Raw genomic sequence first — 18,762 nt, 5'->3', positions numbered from 1 at the left:
GGCGGGTTCCGCCGTCCCGGCCACGACGCGCCGTCGTACGCGGCGCGGCGGGATAACGCTGGGAGCGTTGGAGGGGACCCCGCCGCGCCGCGTCTTTTCTTGCGCCCGCGGCGCCGGCGGATCGGCCGCCGCAACGCAGTCGGATCAGCGCGATCAGATCAGCGCGGTCAGATGAGCGCGTGGGGCTCCGCCGCGGCGCCGGCGGACGTCAGGGGGACGCACACCTCGACGGTGCAGCCGGCGCCGGGGGCGCTGGCGACGTTGACGACGCCGCCCAGCAGGTCGACCCGTTGCCGCAGGTCGCTCATGCCGAAGCCGGTGGGGGACTCGGAGGACTCGCCGTCCTCGGCGGCGGTGTCGAACCCGATGCCGTCGTCGGCCACGGTCAGCCGCACGCCGCTGCAGTCCCCGCGGGCGGCGCCGGGCAGGCCGCAGTCGGGCCCGCAAACGCAGCGCTCGAACTTCAGGCGGACGCTCTTGGCCTCGGCGTGTTTGGCGGCGTTGAGCAGGCCCTCCCGGGCCGCCCCAAACAGCAGGGCCGCCAGCGAGTCGTCCAGCGCCGCGGAGGCGTCGGCGTCGGTCTCGACCTTCACCTCCAGACCGTGCCGGCTGCGGAACTGCTCCGCGAGCCAGCCCAGCGCCGGCCCCAGCCCGGCGCTGCGGAGGATCGGCGGGGAGAGTTCGGCCGACAGGCTGCGGCTTTCGCCGATCGCCTCGTCGATCAGTTCGGAGACCCGTTCGGACAGCTCCCGGGCGGGCCCCTCGGAGGTCATCGTCAGCGCCGACAGGTTCATTTTCGCCCCGACCAGGATCTGCTGGAGGTGGTCGTGCAGCACGTGGGCGATGCGGTCCCGCTCCTGCCGGCCGGCCTCGGCGAGGCGTTCGGCGGCGGTCCGCAGCTGGGCGGTGCGGCGGGCGACCTCCCGCTCCAGCCGATCGTTGGCCTGCTCCAGCCGGGCCTTGGCCTCCTCGAGGGCGGCGGCGTAGCGTTTCTCGGCGGTCACGTCCTGCAGGTAGCCGATGACCCGCACCGCCGGCCCCTCCGGCCCGTCGAACTGCACCTCGGACTGGGAGCGAATCCAGCGGTCCGTACCGTCCGGCTGGGGCAGCCGGTACTCCACCCGAAAGCGGGCCGGTGCGGTGCGGTTCACGGCGGCGTCGACCCGCGCGCGGAGCCGCTCATGGTCGTCCGGGTGCAGCCGCGCGAGGGTGGCGTCCGAGGAGACGGTCTCCCCGGACATGCCGAACAGTTCCCGGCTGCGTTCGTCCCACCAGACCTCCCCGGTCCGCAGGTCCCGGGTGAAGCTGCCCAACTCGGAGGCGGCGGCGGCCAGCCGCTGGCGTTCCTCGCTGAGCCGCAGCCTCTCCTCCCGCTCGCGGTCCTCGGTGACGTCCCGCACGCAGCCGAGCAGCCGGGCGGCGGGCTCGCCGGGGGTTTCGAACCGGCTCTCGCCGTTCGCCCGCACCCAGCGGACGGCGCCGTCCGAGTGCACGACGCGGTATTCGACCTGGTAGCGGGGGCTGCCGGTCGGGGCGCAGGCGGCCTCGACGGCGGCCCGCACGCGGGTCACGTCGTCGAGGTGAATCCGGTCGAAGGCGGCGTTGACGTCGGCCACCTCGCCGGCGGAGGAGCCGAAGATCGTCCGGCAGCGATCGTCCCACCAGAGCCGGCCGCGACGCAGGTCGAAGTCGAACGCCCCGAGGTCGGCGGCCTCGGCGGCGAAGCGGCGGCGCTGCTCGGTCTCGGCGAGGCGGGCCTCCCGGCGGCGCTCCGCGGTCACGTCCCGCACCGTGCCGCTGGTCTGCACGGCGCGGCGGTCCGGGCCGACGCCCTCGAACCGCGTTTCCCCCTGGGCCCGCAGCCAGCGGACGGAGGCGTCCGGGTGCACCACGCGGTGCGTGAGGTCGTAGCGGCCGTCGCCGTCCGGGTCGAAGCAGGCGGCCAGCGCCGCCCGCATCGCGTCCTGATCGTCCGGGTGGGTGAGCGTCAGCATCTCCCCGCCGTCCGACCCGACCACGAACTGCGTGCGGCCGCCGTACTCCGGGCCGTCCACCCCGAAGAACCGCCGGGTGCGGGCGTCCCACTCCATCAGACCGGTCGCGGGGTCGTACTCAAAGGTGCCGGTCTCCGCGGCGTCGAGGGCCAGGCGCTGGCGGCGTTCGCTGTCGGCGAGGCGGCGGGCGCGGGCCCGGCGTTCGGTCACGTCCTTCGCCGTGCCGGTCACCCGCAGGACCCGGCGGGCGTCGGGGGAGCCGGACGCCCCGGAGCCGACGAACGACGCCTCCCCCGACACCGCCAGCACGCGGACCGCCCCGTCCGGATGGACGACGCGGTGCTCCACGTCGTATTTGCCGGCGCCCGCCGGGTCGAGGCTCGCGGCGAACGCCGCGGCGATCCGGTCCCGGTCGTCCGGGTGCACGGCGGCGAGCATCTCCTCGGCGGTGAACTGCCGCTGACCGGCCCGGTACTCCGCGGAGAGGCCGAACAGTTCCGCGGTACGCTCGTCCCAGTCGCACGAGTCGGCGGCGACGTCGTACTCCCAGATGCCCAGGTCGGCGGCGTCGACGGCCAGCCGCAGCCGGCGTTCGCTCTGGGCGAGCTTGTCGGCGGCGACGTGCTCGGTGGTCACGTCCCGCAGCACGCCCACGCTGCGCAGGGGGCGGTCGAACTCGTCGAACCACTGCTCGCCCAGCGCCCGCACCCAGCGGATTTCGCCCTCCGCGCGGCCGGGCCGCGGCGGGTGGACGACGCGGTAAGTCACGTCCACGCGGGCCGGCCCGCCGTCCGCGGGGCGGGGCTCCGCCTGCTCCACGCGGGCGCGGTCGTCCGGGTGCACGCGGGCCTGCAACTCCTCCCGGGTCGGCTTGCCGTCGAAGCCGCCGCCGTAGATCTCCAGCGCCTCGGAGGACCAATCCGCCGTGCCCCGCTTCAGGTCGAAGGCCCACACGCCCATCCCGCCGGCCTCGGTGGCCAGCCGCAGGCGGCTTTCGCTGCGGGAGAGCGCCCGCTGGGTGCGGACGCGGTCGGTCATGTCGACCGCCACGGCGAACAGGCTTTCCGCCTGCCCGTCCGGGCCGGGCAGCACCGTGGTCGTGTTCCGCACCCACACGCTGCGGCCGTCCGGGCGGCGGTAGCGCTTGTCGCTGAGGTACGGCTCCCCGGTCTTCAACGCCCGGGAGAACTTCACCTCGTTGCGGCCGGCGTCGTGCGGGTGGGTGATCTCCTGCTGGGTGCGGACCCCCACCAGCTCGTGCCGAGCCCAGCCGGTCATCTCGCAGAAGCGGTCGTTGACGTACAGGAACGTCCCCTCCCGGTCGACCTGCGCCAGGCCGACGGTGGTCTGGGTGACCAGTTCGCGGAAGCGTTCGTCGGAGACGCCGCGGGGACGGTCGACCAGTTCCTCGTCCACCTCCCGCACGACGACCACCACGCCGGCGGGGCCTTCCCGGCCGACCTTCAGCGACTCCGCGCTGGGGGGCAGGGGGAAGTAGCTGGCCAGCCACCGCCGCCCGCTGGGGGCCGTGCGGACGGACCCCTCGACGGGAACCGACAGCAGCGGCTCGCCGGTCTCCATCACCCGGCGTTGCACCGGGCTGATGGTCTCCGCCAGGTCCGGCCGCACCTCCGCGAGGGTCTTGCCAAGGTGCTCCTCCGGGGTCAGCCCGTTGACCGCCGCCAGCGACGCGTCGATCCGGCGATACCGCAGCCGCCGGTCCAAAATCGCCACGCCCACCAGTTTCGGCGCCCGCAGCGGGGGGGGCGGCGGGCCGGGCAGGAACGGGAGCCCCACGCCCGAGGCGGCGTCCTCGATGGCGATATCCAACGCCGAATAGTCCATTTCGGACCGCGTCGGATCGAGAGCGGACGGCATGCCGAGCGAAAGGGTTCGAGCGGTCGGAGGGCCTCGGCAGGTCAGGCGGGCAGCCCCGTGGATCGTCACACTACACCCGCCCCCGACGGGGTGGAATCCCCCAACGCATCGCCGTCCGCGAATCGCTCCGCCGCCCGGTGCGGAACGGCGGCCGCGGGTCTATGATTCCCGCCCGTTCCCCCGTTCGCCCCCGCCTGCCCCGGTTTCCCCCGCCGGTTCGCCCGCCCCCGCCGACTCCCCGTCCCCCCCCCGCATGCCCCAGGACGCCTCCCCCTCCGCCGACGCCGCCCCGGCCGACGCCCGCGACTTCGACCTCGTCGTCATCGGCGCCGGTCCCGGCGGGTACGTCGCCGCCCTGCGGGCCGCCCAACTCGGCATGAAGGTCGCCTGCGTGGAGCTGGAGCCTGCCCTGGGCGGCACCTGCCTGCGGGTCGGCTGCATCCCCTCCAAGGCCCTGCTGGAAAGCAGCGAGATCTACCACCAAGCCCAAACCGGCTTCGCCGCCCGCGGGGTGAAGTTCGACGGTCTGACGCTCGACCTGCCCGCGATGCTCAAGGACAAGGAGGGCACCGTAACCGCCCTGACCGGCGGCATCGCCCACCTGTTCAAGAAGAACAAGGTGACCCGCGTCGCCGGCCGCGGGACCCTCGCCGGCCGCGACGGCGACCGGGTACTCGTGAAGGTCGACGGCGAAAACGCCGGCACGCTGGCCGCCAAGCACGTGATCCTCGCCACCGGCAGCGCCCCGGCCAGCCTGCCCGGCATCGAGATCGACGGCGAGTTCGTCACCGACAGCACCGGCGCCCTCTCCTACGAAGAGGTCCCCGACCACCTCGTCGTCATCGGCGCCGGCTATATCGGCCTGGAATTGGGAACCGTCTGGAAGCGGCTGGGGGCGAAGGTCACGGTGCTGGAGTACCTCGACCATATTCTGCCGCTCAACGACCAGGAGATCGCCAAGGCCGCGGAGAAGACGTTCCGCAAGCAGGGCCTCGATCTCAAACTCGGCACGAAGGTGATCGGCGTCGAACGCCGGGACGAGAAGGGCGGCCAAGTCCTGATCGAGGGCGGCGACCCGATCGAGTGCGACAAGGTCCTGATGAGCGTCGGCCGCCGCCCCTACACCGACGGGCTGGGCCTGGAGACGGTCGGCATCGAACCCGACAAACGCGGCTTCATCCCCGTCGACGAGCATTATACGGCGGCCCCCGGCGTCAGCGCGATCGGCGACGTGATCGGCGGCGCCATGCTGGCCCACAAGGCCGAGGAGGAGGGCATCGCCTGCGTCGAACGCCTCGCCACCGGTCACGGGCATATCGATTACGGCGTGATCCCCAGCATCGTTTATACCTCCCCGGAGATCGCCGCCGTCGGTAAGACCGAAGAAGAGTTGAAGAAGGAAGGAGTTGAGTACCGGAAAGGAAAATTCCCCTTCGTCGCCAACGGCCGGGCGAAGGCGATCGGCAGCACGGAGGGCCAGGTGAAGATCCTCGCCGACAAAGCGACCGACCGCGTGCTGGGCGTGCACATCATCGGCCCGCACGCCGGCGACCTGATCGCCGAGTGCGCCGCCGCGATGTCGTTCGGCGCCAGTAGCGAAGACATCGCCCGCACCTGCCACGCCCACCCGACGCTCTCCGAGGCCGTCAAAGAAGCCGCCCTCGCCGTCGACGGCCGGGCGATTCATTTTTAGACCCGGTCCGATTCGCTGTCGCCGTGAGGCGGTGCGTCCGGCGGCGCCACCAACCCGAAGCGTCAGCGAGGGCGTCGGCCGCAGGCCGACGTGCTGCGCACGCCGGAGCCCTCGCTGACGCTTCGGGTTGGTGGTTCGACTATCTCCGCTCCGCGGCCGCCGGGTCGTACTTCGGATTCGTCTCCGTCGGCAGCGGGGCGTCGGTCGACTCGAACCACGCCAGCAGGTCGGCCAAGAGCTGCTCCCGCTTCTCCGGGCGGGCGGCCGCCAAATTGTTCCGTTCGCCGATATCCTCTGCGAGGTTGTAGAGTTCCACGGCCCCGTTCTCCGGCACCGCGGCGCGGCCGCCGTCGAGGGCCCATTCCTCGTGGAACAGGTGCAGCTTCCAGTCCCCCTTGCGGATCACGCTGACCGGTCGGGTCCGAAATCCTAGCGCCACGTCCGACGGCCGGCCCCGCACCACCGGGCGGTCCAGATACCCGGGGAAGTGCCAGAAGATCGCCTCCCGTTCTAAATCTTCGCCTTTGAACAGCGGCACGAGGCTTTCGCCGTCCAACGGCGTGTCCGCGGGCGGCTCCGCCCCCGCCACGTCGAGGAAGGTGGGGTAGAAGTCGACGTTGATCACCGGCTCGTCGCACGTGCTGCCGGGTTCGATCACCCCCGGCCAGCGGGCGAGGCAGGGCTCGCGGATGCCGCCCTCGTAGTATCCGCCCTTGCTGCCCCGCAGCGGCTCCTGCGGCGAGGCGTTCGTCGCCCCGTTGTCGCTGGTGAAGATCACCAGGGTGTTCTCGGCGAGCCCGAGGTCGTCCAGCCCCTGTAATAACCGGCCGACGCTGGCGTCCAGGTCGGCGGTCATCGCGGCGTATTTCGCGGACGGCTTGCCGTCGTGTTCCTTGGACTGAAACTTCGCCAGCGTGTCCGGCCGGGCCTGCAACGGCGTGTGGATCGCGTGGTGGGCGAGGTAGCAGAAGAACGGCCGGTCGCGGTTCGCCGTCATAAATTCGAGGGCCTTGTCCGTCAGCGTGAACACGCCCTTCGGGTCGGACGGCGGGCCGGGTTTGTTGCCTTGCCAGCCCTCCGGCGTGGGCTTGTCGCCGAAGGAATTGAACGAGACGTCGAACCCCTGCTCGGTCGGCAGCGCCCCGTCCTTGCCGGCGAGGTGCCACTTGCCGAAGTGGCCTGTGGCGTACCCGGCCGCCTTCAACGCCTCGGCCATCGTGACGAACCGCGGGGCCAGCCCGTCGCGGTTGGGGACCGGGATCAGCCGCTGTCGTTTGACCGGCCCGCGGTCCGTGCTGCCGACGGCGTACAGCCCGTGCCGCGGCGTATAGAGGCCGGACAAGAGACAGGCCCGGCTCGGCGCGCAGTTGCCCGCCGTCGCGTAGGCGTTGGTGAAGGTCATGCCCTCCTGAGCGAGCCGATCGAGGTGCGGCGTCTCGAGGAAGCCGTCGCCCTGCCAGCCGACGTCCTTCCAGCCCAGGTCGTCCGCAAACACGAACAGCACGTTCGGCCGCCGCGGTTCCTCTCCGGCTGCGGCCGCCGCGCACGCCAGCGACAAACAGACCGCGAGCAGCGGCCGGACCACGGGGGGACGGCTCGTCATCAATGCACCGGGGCTCGAGATGGGGGGAGCGACGATCACCGCGTGGGCCGCCCCCGCTGTCAAGCGGCCGCGGCCCATCCGCGTGCGGCGAGCGTCGCCTGAAGTTCGTCCACGCCGCAGGAGGGATAGACGACCAGCGGCGCCGGCAGGTCCGGCTGATCGTGTTCGAGCACGACGCCGCGCTTGAAGATCCCCAGCCGCGCCGTGCGGCGGGTCCCGCGGAAATGCTCCCGCCGCAGCGTGAACGCCCGCCCCGGGACCTTCAGCGTCAGCGCCTCCGGCGAGACGACCAGCCCGCTGCCGAGCTGCGCGGTGTACCACCCGGCCTTGATCGACCCACGATAGAGCGTCTCATCGGTCGTCATGTCGGACGGTGCGGGTCGGGGGCCCGGGATCGGCCGTCGAAAGCGTGACGACCCGAACGAGCGAGACGATCAACACAAGGAGGGCGACGGTCGCGACCGCGAACCCGCCCGCCGTCGTCCACATGGCCGAGGAGACGCCGTCGGCCAAGTCGGCCGGCTCCGGCGACGTGGCGCTTTGGAGGGTCTCCTGATAAGCGCCGAACATCCCGGCCATCGTGCCGACCAGTCCGACGAACGGGGCGATCACCAGGACCGCCAGCGAGATCCCGATCGCCCACAGCCAAAACGTTCGCTTTCGCCGAATCTCGGCGGCGTCCGACCCGGCGCCGGCGGGCGTGCGGCGGGGCGGGGGGGAATCAGCCATACCTCAATCCCGCGTTTACGGTTTCCGGCGGCGAACCTGTCGTCCTCACGCGAACAGCCCCGTGACCGCCTCCGCCTTGACCAGCTCGCGCGGTTGGTTGAGGTGGTTGTAGACGATCGTTTCCGGCTCGATGCCGAAGGCGTGGTAGATCGTGGCGAGCAGTTCGCCGGGGTGCACCGGGTCGGTCGCGGGGGCGCTGGCGGTGGCGTCGCTGGAGCCATGCACGTGGCCGCGGCGGATGCCGGCGCCGGCCACCAAGCCCGTGTAGCAGTACGGCCAGTGGTCGCGGCCGTCGGCGGAGTTGTTGTTGCCGCTGGTGCTCACGCCGCGTTTGGGACTGCGGCCGAACTCGCCCACGGCGACCACCAACGTGTCCTCTAACAGGCCGCGGTCGTCCATGTCTTCCAACAGGGCGGCCAGACCGGTGTCGAACATCGGGCCGGACTGGTCTTTCATCCGCTTCGTCAGGGCCGTGTGCTGGTCCCAGGAGTGGTTGTCGCTGTTGGCGTGCTTCGGCCAGATGACCTCCACCACCCGCGTGCCGGCCTCCACCAGCCGGCGGGCCAATAATAAACTCTGGCCGAAGGTGTTGCGGCCGTAGCGTTCGCGTTCGCTGTCCGGCTCGGACTCGAGGTCGAAGGCGTCCCGGGCCCGGCCGCTGGCGACCAGTTCGAGGGCCTGCTCGTAATACGTGTCGAGTTTGTGCTCGGAGACGGCCTGATCGATCTCGCGCATGCCGTCCAGCACGCTTTTCCGCAGGTCCGCCCGCCGCCGCAGCCGGGCCGCGAACACGTCGTCCGGCAGTTTTAAATCATCAACTCTGACGGTCTCGAGCTTGTCCATCTTCATGTCGTCCCCCGGCGGATAGAGCGTATACGGGTCGTACGCTTTGCCGAGGAACCCCGCGGTGCCGCCCTTGCCGACGACGTTCGACTCCTGAAGCGGCCGCGGCAGCATCACGAAGGGCAGCATCGGCTCGGTCGCCGGCCGCAGGCGGATCAGGTTCGAGCCGAAGTTCGGAAAATCCTTCGGGCTGGGCGGCTCCAACTGGCCCGACGGGCTCACCTTGTCCGTCGTGTAGCCGGTCATCATCTGATAGATGGCGGCCGTGTGGTTGAACAGGCCGTTGGGCGTGTAGCTCATCGAGCGGATGAGCGTCGCCTTATCGAGCTGCTGCGAGAGCTTCGGCAGGATCTCCGTGACGTTCACCCCGGGGACGACCGAGGGGATCGTCTTGAAGGCGCTGCGGACGTTGTCCGGGACGTTCTCTTTCGGGTCCCACAGGTCCAGATGGCTCGGCCCGCCCTGCAGGTAGGCCATGATGATGCTTTTCGCCCGGTTCCAACCGGGGGCGCCGTGCCCGCCGCCCGTCTCCGCGGCCCGCGCTTTCAGGTTCAGCATCGAGGCCAGCGAGAGCCCCAGCACGCCGGACCCGCCGACCCGCAGCAGGTCGCGGCGGGTGCGCCCGACGTGGGAGTCGCAGACGTCTTTGCCGCGGGAGCCGGGGAGGACGAACATCGGGGCGTGCGGGCTGGGGGAAACGTGCGTAACGCCGAGGCCCCGCGGGGCCTCGGCGTTAAAAAGACTAGTGGTTGAACAAAAACTCGGGGCTGTTGATCAGGGCCCAGGCGAAGTCCTGCACCGCGGTCAGGCGGACGGTTTCCATCTGCTCGGCGCTGAGTTTCACGTCGCTGCGCAGCCCGGCGAGCCGGGAATCCAGCGGGACCGGCTTTCGGGCGGAGGCCAGCCGGGCCTCCCGCCGCTCCAGGCCGGGGTCCTTCGGCAGCGGCATGCGGGCCGCGTTCCGGGCGTCGGTGAGCTTCTTGTATTCCGCGTCGCCGTCGAGCTGGAGCCGGCGGACGGCGTTCTTCTGCTCCTCGGTGCGGTTCTCCGGGGCGATCGCCAGCAGGGCGGCGGACTCCGCCGGCAGGCCCAGCGGGACGGGCCGCGGTTGGCGGGCGACGCTCAGCCGGAACCGGCCCAGCGCGTGCTTGCCGTCCTGGTATTGCTGGTCGATGACGATCTTCAGCCGCGCCCCGCCGGCCACGCCCACGTCGGACTGCGTTTCGAACACCGCCCAGTGGTCCTTGCCGACCTGCGGGGAGACCGCCCAGCCGTTGTTGCGGGCCGGACTCTTGCCGTCGATCGCCGTTTTGACGTCGTAATTGCCCTGGCTGAAGTCCGCCCGCGGGTTCTGCAACGGCACCGGTGAGTAGCCCGCCGCGTCGTCCCCCGGCGGGGCGGCGAAGACGCTGAACTCGCTGACGACGAAGTTCTTCGCCCGGCCCGGGCCGTTGCCGGGCAGGTCCTTGTCGGTGAGGGCGTCCAAGCGGAGGGCGGTGATCCCGGCGACGTCCGTTTCGAACTCGAGTTCATAGGTCGTCTTACCCTCCGGGCCGCTGACGAAGATCGAGCCGTCCTCGCGGACCTCCAGCTTCGCCCCGTTGGTGGAGCTCATGGCGACGGGGGCGAGCGTCGTCCATTCAACGACCTCGGCGCTGCGTTCGGCCTCCCACTCCGGCAGGCGTTCGTCGGCGGCCCGTTCGTAGTCTTTGACGGCCTGCTCCGCCGCGGCGAGTTTGTCGGCCCGTTCCTTTTCCTTCGCGGCGATCGTCGGGGCGATCTCTTCCTTGTAGGCGGCGAGGTCCGCCTCGGCGGCGGCGATCGCGGCCTGGCGTTCGGCCTGCAGGACCGATTCGCGTTCGGCCCACCAGGCCTCGCGCTCGGCGAGTTTCGCTTCGAGGGCGGCGTGGTCCTCGGCGACGCGGTCGAGCGCCGTCTTCACCGCCTGCACCTCGCTCTCCTTCGCCGGGCGGCTGAGCACCCGCATCACCACGGCGTCGACCAGTTCGCGGTCGTCTTCGATTTCGTTCGCCAGTTCGTCCAGCGAGCCGGCCGGGTCGGACAGGGCCCGGCTGACGGTCGGGCCGCTGACCAGCGCCATCACCGGGCCGAGCTGCACCTCGTCGCTGCGTTCGCACTCGCAGGCGCTCTCCCGCACCGGCCGGCCGAAGGTGTTGAGGAACCCGTCCGGCAGGGTCGTGGCGGCGTCCGGCAGCGTCGCCGCCCGGGCCCCGGCCGGCAGACCGGGCAGCTTCGAGGGCGTGCCAGTGACCTGATGAATCGCGTCGTACAGGGCCTCGGCCGGCAGCCGGCGGGGCGTGGCCCGGGCGTAGTTGCGGGTGTCGTCCTCGTTCCACTCGTTGGAGGCGACGGAGAGCTGATACGTCCGCGACTTGCAGATCTCGCGGATGAGTTCCCGCACGTTAAAGTCGCTGGCGACGAATTGTTCCGTGAGGTGATCCAGCAGTTCCGGGTTGGTCGGCGGGTTGCCGGCCCGGATGTCGTCCACCGGCTCGATCAGCCCCACGCCGGTGAGGTAGCCCCAGACGCGGTTGGCGTAGCTGCGGGCGAAATAGGGGTTCTCGGGGCTCGTCGCCCAATCCGCGAAGCGCTCCCGGCGGGTGCGGTCGTCCTCGGCGTCGCCCGCGGCGCCTTCGCTCACGTCGTCCGCGGCGGTCTCGGCGCTGGCCAGTTCGAAGGGGAACTTCGGGGCGGTTTCGGCGCCGGTGCGTTCGTGGATCATTTCGCCGGCGGGTTTGTCGCCGACGATCTCGTACAGCGGTTGCGCCCCCTCGACCGCGGTGCCGCCGATCTTCCGGTCGCCGCTGGCCGGATCCCGCTTCAGGTCGAGCCGGGCGAAGAAGGCGGCGGTCTCGTAGTATTGATCCTGCGTCCACCGCTCGAAGGGGTGGTCGTGACATTTATTGCAGTTGAACCGCACGCCCAAAAACAGGTGCGTGGTGTTCTCCATCGTGAGGTCCGGCTGGCGGAGGATCTTGTAGTAGCTCGCCTGCGGGGCCTCCTTGTTGGAGCCGGTCGCCGTCAGGATTTTATGGGCGAACTCGTCGTAGGGCGTGTTGGCCCGCACCTCGCCGCGGATCCAGTCGCGGAACGCCGTCGCCCCCTCTTTCCCAAGGAACTTGCCGTTCACCTGGAGCAGGTCGGCCCATTTATTCGACCAGTGCTCCACGAAGTCGTCCGAGCCGATCAACTCGTCAATCACCGCGTCTCGCTTCTCCCGCGTGGGGCGGTCGTCGGCGAGGAAGGCTTCCACGTCGTCCGCCGTCGGCGGCAGGCCGGTCAGGTCGAGGTGCACCCGCCGCAGGAAGGCCGCGTCGTCGGACAGGCCGGAGGGGCGGATCTTCAGCGTTCGCCACTTGTCGGCGACGAGTTCGTCGATCGTCCCCCAGGTCGGCGGGGTTTCCCATTCGAAGCCGCTGCGGTCGCCCATCACGGTGAGGGTGGTGGCGGCGTAGGCGCCCTCGTAGCGGGCCAGCACCGGGGCTTCGCCGCGGCGGACGGCCGTCAACCGGCCGGCGTCGTCGGCGGTGGCGACCTCGCCGTCGCCGGTTTCCACGAAGGCCTCGCGGGTCACGTCGCGGGTGGAGCCGTCGGCGTAGGTGGCGACCACGCCGAACTGCACCGTCTCCCCCGCCCGCTCCAGCACCGGATCGGCCGGCGTCAGGGCGATCGAGGCGACCCGCGGGGCGTTGAGGTCCAGGTGAGCCCCGTCCGCGATCCAGGCCCGCAGGATCTTGTAATAGTCGGCGCTCGGCGTGGTGAGTTGCCCGCCCTCGTGCGGCACGGCGGCGGTCGCCTTGAGCAGCATCAAACTGTCGTCCGGACTGGCGACGTTCACCCGCCGGGCGGCGTGATCGTCCGTCAGGGCCCGCACGTCGAACAGCGGGTCGTAGCCCCGCAGGCTCAATTTGAACCCGTTCTTGCCGTCCTTCGACCCGTGACAGGTCCCCGAATTGCAGCCCATCTTGGACAGAACCGGCGTCACGTCGCGGATATAATCGACGTCTTCATAAGCGTCCGTAACGCCGAGGCCCCGCGGGGCCTCGGCGTTAGATACTGCGACGATCTCCTCCGGCTCGACCGGCGCGGGGGAGAAGGTCCGGGCGATTTGGGCGTCGGCGACGTCGATCAGCCGGACGACCCCGTCGGAGCCGCTCGCCGCGACCGTCGCCCCGTCCGGGCTGACGGCGACGGCGTAGATCGCCGCGTCCGGCACCGGCACGCGGGCCAGTAATTTCACCCCCTGATCGCGGTAGTCGCTGAGGACCTTTTTCTGTTCCGCGTTGCGGCCGGCGGGGATGGACTTCATCGCCTCCAGCACCGGTTTCGGGATCTCGTCCTCGTAATCGAAGGTGGCGACGATCACCTCGCCGGCCCCGTCCAGCCCGCTGCCGGCGGCGATCCGGTCGCCGTCGGCGTCGAACTGCACGGCGAAGGTCCGGCCGTGCATGGGGAACAGGTCGAGGACGTGGTTCGCGTCGTCGCCGATCTTCCGCGGCGTGTGCCGAAACAATTGAAAGACCTTCGGCAGCCCGTCCGCCCCGCCGACGACCACCAAGTCCCGCGTCGGGTGCCGGTCGATCGCCTGCACGCCGCCCTTCAGCGCCCCCGGGGTGATCGAGGTGACGTTGTCTTCAAACCGGCCGGTGGCGACCTCCGTGAGTTTGACCGTGCCGTCCCGCCCGGCGCTGACGACGTGGGAGCCGTCGGCGTCGAACGCCGTGGCGAGGGCCCAGTCGGTGTGGGAGGCCATCCGCACCAGCCGGGCGCCGGTCGTCGCGTCCAGCACGTGCACCGCGTTGTCCGCCCCGCCGACGGCCACCTTGGAGCCGTCCGGCGTCCAGCTGACCCCGTAGGTCGTGTCCGCCGTTAGCGGCACGCTGAGGGCCAACTCGCCCCCCGTCTTCACGCCGGATGCGTCGGTCGTCAGGTCCCAGAGCTGCAGCTCCCCGGTCCGTCCCGGCAGCCCGCCGGCGACGGCCAGCCGGGTCCCGTCCGGCGAGAACCGCACGGACTGCACCCGTTCCGAGAGCCCCACCAGCCGCCCGGTCCGCTCCCCGGTCGCCGGGTTCGTCAGCAGAACTTCATGAAAGCCGGCGACGGCGAGGGTCTTCCCGTCCGGAGCCCAATCCAGCGAGGCGACGATCGGCGGGCGGGTGTAGACCGGCGGGTTCGCGGCGTCGTAGCGGGGGCCGGCGGCGGGCAGGTCGTGCGTCGCCCCCTGTTCGACCCAGCGGCGGAGCAGGGCGAGTTCCTCCGACGACAGCGGCGGCCCCTCCGGCGGCATCTCGGCGTTCCCGTCGGCGTTCGGCGTGACCCGATCGAGGAGGAAGCTGTCGGACGCGTCGCCGGGGGTGACCGCGGCCAACCCGCTGTCCCCGCCGGCGAAGAACGCCTCGGGGTCGGTCATCACGTAGCCGCCCTCGGCCTTCGCCGGCTGGTGGCAGCCCAGGCACTTCGCCTGCAACGCCGGCCAAAGGTCTTCGGCGAGGCTGACGCGATCGGCGTCCTCGGCCGCGGCGGTTTGCGTCTCCGCGGCGTCCGGTTCGTCCCCGACGGCCGGGCGTTCCACGAGGAGCCCGGCGAGGAGCCCCAAGGCGGCCAGGGCCGCGACGGACGAGCGGGGGGCGAACGAACGGGCCATACGACAACCGGCCGGCGTGCGGGAGGGGGCGAGCGTTGTCAAGACCCAACGCCCGGGGGGAACGCCATCCTACCGCCGCCCCCCCGCACCCATCAACGCCCCACGATCTTTCCCCGCCCGCCCCCCGCCGCCCGCGGCGTGACCGGCGGGGACGAACGACTAGGGCCGGCGGGACTCGAACCCGCAACCTTACGATTATGAGTCGCGCGCTCTAACCGATTGAGCTACGGCCCCCTGGGACTGCGAGGATAGCGTTTGCGTCGATCTCCGGTAACCTGTGCGTCGGTGCACTACAACCGTTTCTACAACCGCACCCCCCGGAGGAGCCTCTCGTGCCCGCCCGATCGCAGCCCCGGAAACCTAGCAGGAAGACCGCCCGCCAGCCCGGCAAGCGAGCGGCGGCCGCGGCCGAGAAGCCCTACCCGGACTTCCCGCTGACCCCCCACCGCGGCTCCGGGCGGTGGTGCAAGAAGATCCGCGGCAAGCTGCACTACTTCGGCCGGCTGAACGACTGGCGGGCCGCCCTGGAGGAGTACCAGCGGGTCCGCGACGACCTGCAGGCCGGCCGGGCCCCCCGGCCGGCGACCGAGGGGCTGACGATCCGGGACCTGCTGAACCGCTTTCTCACGGAGAAGGAGCGGCGGGTCGAGTCCGGGGAGCTCTCCCCCCGCAGCTGGGACGCCTACCGCCGGAACTGCGCCCGGATCGCGAAGCACTTCGGCACCGGCCGGACGCTCTCGAGCCTGGGCCCCGAGGACTTCTCCGCCTTTCGGGCGGCGCTGGCGAAGGGCCGGGGGCCGGTCACGCTCGGCAACTACGTGCGGCACTGCCGGGTCGTGTTCAAGTTCGCCTACGACGAGGGGCTGGTCGACCGCCCGCTGGTCCGCGGCCGGCAGTTCCGCCCGCCCAGCAAGTCCGTCATCCGCCGGGACCGCCAGGCCCGGGGCCCGAAGCTGTTCACCCCGGAGGAGTGCCTGGCGCTGCTCCGCCACGCCGCGCCCCAGCTGCGGGCGATGATTCTGCTGGGCCTGAACTGCGGGTTCGGCAACACCGACTGCGCCGACCTCCCGCGGTCGGCCCTAGACCTGGACGCCGGCCGGCTGGACTTCGCCCGGCCGAAGACGGGGATCGAACGCCAGGCGGTCCTGTGGCCGGAGACGGTCGACGTGCTCCGGCTCGCCCTGGAGGCCCGCCGCGCTCCGCGGGACAAGGAGGACGCGGACCTCGTCTTCCTGACCCGCAACGGGCTGCGGGTCGTCCGCTGCGTCGTCCAGCCGGACGGGACGGCCTCGACGACCGACTCGGTCGGGCAGGCCTTCAGCAAAGCGCGGGCCGCCGCGGGGATCAAAGCGGGCCGGGGCTTCTACTGCCTGCGGTCGACGTTCCGCACCCACGCCGACGCCGCCCGCGACCAGCCCGCCGCCGACCTGATCATGGGCCACGCCGACGAAAGCATGGCGGCGATCTACCGCCAGACGATCGACTGGGACCGCCTGCAGGCCGTCGCCGAGGTCGTGCGGGAGCGGGCGCTCGCGGCGGTTCGGCCGCGGCCGGGCGCCGCGGCCGAGTGAGGCCGCCGTCCGGCCCGGGGGCGATCGACTCGCGGGGGCGATCCGCCTTTCGTTGTCGCCGGGGGCGCGGCGGAGGACGCTGCGGGGACGGAACGGCGGACGCCGGCGCGGCAGCGACCCTTCCGCGGCGGCGAATCCGCTTCAGACCGGCATGCGGCCGCTCGGCCGCCGGCCGCCCCGACCTCCAATTTGCGTCGTCGTCATGCCGCCCGTCCTGCTCGTCGTCGCCCCGCTCCTGGGGCTCCTCGACCCGACGCCGCTGGTTCCCGAACCGGACCCGATGTTCGGCGGCGGGCGGCCGCAGACGGCGCAGGACGCGGGGGCGGAGGTCGCGGACCCTGGAGCGCCCCGGCCCAAAACCGAAGATAAGGGGGAATGCTGCTGCGGGACGGACTGTTTGGTCCTGGAACCGAGTCCCGGAGGAGGTACTGCGCTCCAGGGTGGAGGGGAACCGGTCGAGGAGGAAGAGGACGTTTCGATGTGCTATTCGTACATCGGCGACGGCTCAAACGCCGACCCTTGCGAGGAGCCGTCCGTCGTGGAAGGCGGGTGCGGAGGGAAGCCGGACTGCGCGACGGTCGCGGTCGACGGCGCCGTCCCGCAACGTGCGAGCGGTTATTTCTCCGGAAACGCCCCGCCGGGTCGGGCCTTGGCCCGGGGACGCGAACGGCTTTACCGAGGGGTGAAGCGGATCCGACTCCGGGACGGCGGGCTGGGCGGGCGGGAACTTCGCACGACGCGGGACGACGTCCAGCTGGCTCGACTGCCCTGCTATACGTTCACGCGAAGGGCGGGCGGCGAAGTGATCACGGAGACGATGCCGGGCGCGTATTTCGTCCTCGTCAAGGTGGTCGTTTACGACCCCGATTCCGGCCAGACGCGGACGTTCGGGATCGGCTTTCAGTGCAGCCCCCGCGTGACCGTGTTCAACAGGGAGTACTTCCCCAGCGATTTCTCCGACGAAACCGCGAAAGGGAACGTGCTCGACGCCGCCGCCAACGTTCGTCGCGCCGGTCCGTACCTCATCCGCGCAGACATCGACGTTGACGATGACGCCGACGACAAGATCGACTTTCGAATCCAGACGGGCACTGAACTATTGCCCCAGAATCCGGCGGACTGGGCGTTCTTGGCGCAGGATTGCGTCCGGTAGTTGCGACGACCGTCCGGTCGGTTTCCGCCGCGGACCGCCGCGGCGGGGGCGCTCATCGACCGCCGGTCGGCTCCCCCGCCGTTTCTGCGGGGGAGGAAGCGGATCGTTCCGGACGGGTCACGTAGCCCTGGGCCTCGAGCCGCCCGAGGGCGTCGGCGGAGGCCTCCGACCGGGTCGGAGCCGCAGCCGGACGGACGAAGTCCGTCGGCTTCCGACGCGGTCCGGCGCTGCGGACGCCGCGAAACCCGAGCCACGGCGTCTTCATGCCGGAAATCAAGGTCCGGGCGGTCGCCGGCCCGACGACGTCCGGTTCGGGAGAGAGCATGCGGGCGACGTACGCCCGCCCGAGGTGCCAGGCCGACCGGAGGAACTCCTCGAACCGCGGATCCGGGTCGAACTCGGCCGCCGTCGCCGTCCACTCCGCGCCGGTCCCGACCGTCATGCGCCGCTGGCGGAGTTGCTCGCATTCCACTTCGGTCGGCAGCCGCAGGCCGGCCGATTCCAGCACGTCCACGGCGACCGCGTGCGAGACGTTCACGATCCGGCCGTCTTCCGCGCGTTCGGAGGCGAGGCTGAGCGGATCGGCCGATTCGTCGAGCCGGCGCCCGACGGCCCGCCACGCGGCCAAATCCCGCAAGGGCTGCGGCGTGGCGAGAAACCGGGGGACCGAAAAATACTCCGGCGCCGCCCCGGCGACCGCATCCGGCGCCGTCGACGCGGCCGACCCCTCACGCGGCCGATCGGACCGCCGCAGGGAAATCGTGTCCCCGGGCGCCTCCCGCAGACGCGTGCCGGTGGGCTCTAACAGGCGCGAAATCTGCCGGTCGGAAAACAGTTCGATCTCCGGGAGGACGAGGCCGTCGTCGGTCTGCGCGAACGAACGATGACGAAAGCCGCCGGACGGCTGACCGTCCTCGGCGACGTGGCGGACGACCTCGTTCCAGAACTCCTCCTCGCCGTCCGGGCCGTCTTTCGTCTTTGACGCGACCACGAGGTAGTCGCCCGGCGGACAGCGGGCCCAGCCGGGGGTGGGGCCTTCGACGTCGTAGACTTCGGCGGCGGAGTCCGGCTCGCCGTAGCCGTTCAGCGGCACCAACCACGCGTCCGCCCCCGGCAGACTGGTTTGCACCAACACGCGCTTGTGATTCCACGTGGCCCACGCGCGATAACCCGCCCAGGCGCCGCCGCTCGCGACCGCCAGGCCGCCCGCGAGGAGGACGTGCCGCCGCGACACCCGGGCGGCCGGCGAAGGCGCCGGTTCCGGCTCGAGTTCTCGAATCGCCGCGGCCAACCGCTCCGCCAGGGCGGCCCCGTCCGCCGGCCGGGCCGCCGGGTCGAGCTCCGTCGCGGCTTCGACGACCCGCCGGATCGGCGACGGGACGGACGCCGGGAGCGGCGGGACCGGTTCGGTGCGGGCCCGGTCCACGACCTCCGGCGGCGACCCCGTCCGCAGCGGGCGGGCGGCGATCGTCTCCCACAGCACGACGCCGAGCGCGAACACGTCGCTCGCCGGACCGATCGCGTCGCGCTCGCCGCGGGCCTGCTCCGGGGACATGTACGCCGGCGTTCCGAGCGGCCGCCCCTCGGCGCTGAGCGTCTCGGCGGAGCTCGTCGCGTCCTCCGGCTCGTCGGC

10 protein-coding genes and 1 tRNA gene are annotated in these 18,762 nt (G+C 71.5%); 3 read left to right on the top strand and 8 right to left on the bottom strand.

Annotated features, from left to right (window positions below; all coding sequences use genetic code 11):
• Nucleotides 1–167 precede the first annotated feature (167 nt).
• Nucleotides 168–3,872 carry a PAS domain-containing protein gene (locus ACG2DA_RS15145; protein ID WP_395256626.1) on the bottom strand — a complete coding sequence of 1,235 codons (3,705 nt, stop codon included), beginning with the start codon at nucleotides 3,870–3,872 and terminating at the stop codon, nucleotides 168–170.
• 253 nt (nucleotides 3,873–4,125) lie between these two features.
• Between ACG2DA_RS15145 and lpdA the strand changes: the two genes are divergently transcribed.
• A complete protein-coding gene (gene lpdA / locus ACG2DA_RS15140; protein ID WP_395256625.1) occupies nucleotides 4,126–5,565 on the top strand; it encodes a dihydrolipoyl dehydrogenase in 1,440 nt (479 codons plus the stop codon).
• 139 nt (nucleotides 5,566–5,704) lie between these two features.
• On the opposite strand, the gene ACG2DA_RS15135 is transcribed toward lpdA, so the two are convergent.
• The 6 genes from ACG2DA_RS15135 to ACG2DA_RS15110 all read right to left on the bottom strand — a co-directional run bounded on the left by ACG2DA_RS15135 (nucleotide 5,705) and on the right by ACG2DA_RS15110 (nucleotide 14,639).
• Nucleotides 5,705–7,168 carry a sulfatase gene (locus ACG2DA_RS15135; protein ID WP_395256624.1) on the bottom strand — a complete coding sequence of 488 codons (1,464 nt, stop codon included), beginning with the start codon at nucleotides 7,166–7,168 and terminating at the stop codon, nucleotides 5,705–5,707.
• A gap of 59 nt (nucleotides 7,169–7,227) precedes the next feature.
• The gene (locus ACG2DA_RS15130; RefSeq protein ID WP_395256623.1) at nucleotides 7,228–7,533 is read right to left on the bottom strand and encodes a hypothetical protein; all 306 of its coding nucleotides are present in this window, start codon (nucleotides 7,531–7,533) and stop codon (nucleotides 7,228–7,230) included.
• The gene (locus ACG2DA_RS15125; protein ID WP_395256622.1) at nucleotides 7,520–7,897 is read right to left on the bottom strand and encodes a MotA/TolQ/ExbB proton channel family protein; all 378 of its coding nucleotides are present in this window, start codon (nucleotides 7,895–7,897) and stop codon (nucleotides 7,520–7,522) included. The genes ACG2DA_RS15130 and ACG2DA_RS15125 overlap by 14 nt, the downstream gene beginning before the upstream one ends.
• A 45-nt stretch (nucleotides 7,898–7,942) precedes the next feature.
• Nucleotides 7,943–9,415, bottom strand: coding sequence for a DUF1501 domain-containing protein (locus tag ACG2DA_RS15120; protein ID WP_395256621.1), 1,473 nt, complete (start codon nucleotides 9,413–9,415; stop codon nucleotides 7,943–7,945).
• 67 nt (nucleotides 9,416–9,482) lie between these two features.
• Nucleotides 9,483–14,405: a DUF1549 domain-containing protein gene (locus ACG2DA_RS15115; protein WP_395256620.1), complete on the bottom strand. Its 4,923-nt coding sequence runs from the start codon at nucleotides 14,403–14,405 to the stop codon at nucleotides 9,483–9,485.
• A gap of 160 nt (nucleotides 14,406–14,565) precedes the next feature.
• A tRNA-Ile gene (locus ACG2DA_RS15110) sits at nucleotides 14,566–14,639 on the bottom strand.
• 98 nt (nucleotides 14,640–14,737) lie between these two features.
• On the opposite strand from ACG2DA_RS15110, the gene ACG2DA_RS15105 reads away from it, so the two are divergent.
• Nucleotides 14,738–15,976: a tyrosine-type recombinase/integrase gene (locus ACG2DA_RS15105; RefSeq protein ID WP_395256619.1), complete on the top strand. Its 1,239-nt coding sequence runs from the start codon at nucleotides 14,738–14,740 to the stop codon at nucleotides 15,974–15,976.
• A gap of 397 nt (nucleotides 15,977–16,373) precedes the next feature.
• Complete coding sequence (locus tag ACG2DA_RS15100; RefSeq protein WP_395256618.1) at nucleotides 16,374–17,129, top strand: hypothetical protein; 756 nt, start codon at nucleotides 16,374–16,376, stop codon at nucleotides 17,127–17,129.
• Between the two features lie 52 nt (nucleotides 17,130–17,181).
• Here ACG2DA_RS15100 and ACG2DA_RS15095 read toward each other — a convergent pair.
• The coding region (locus ACG2DA_RS15095) for a protein kinase (protein ID WP_395256617.1) at nucleotides 17,182–18,762 on the bottom strand (1,581 nt) is incomplete at its 5' end.

The sequence above is a fragment of the Alienimonas sp. DA493 genome, assembly GCF_043951915.1.
In the GTDB taxonomy this organism is placed as follows: Bacteria; Planctomycetota; Planctomycetia; order Planctomycetales; family Planctomycetaceae; genus Alienimonas.
This window is presented reverse-complemented; position numbering and strand designations above follow the sequence as displayed.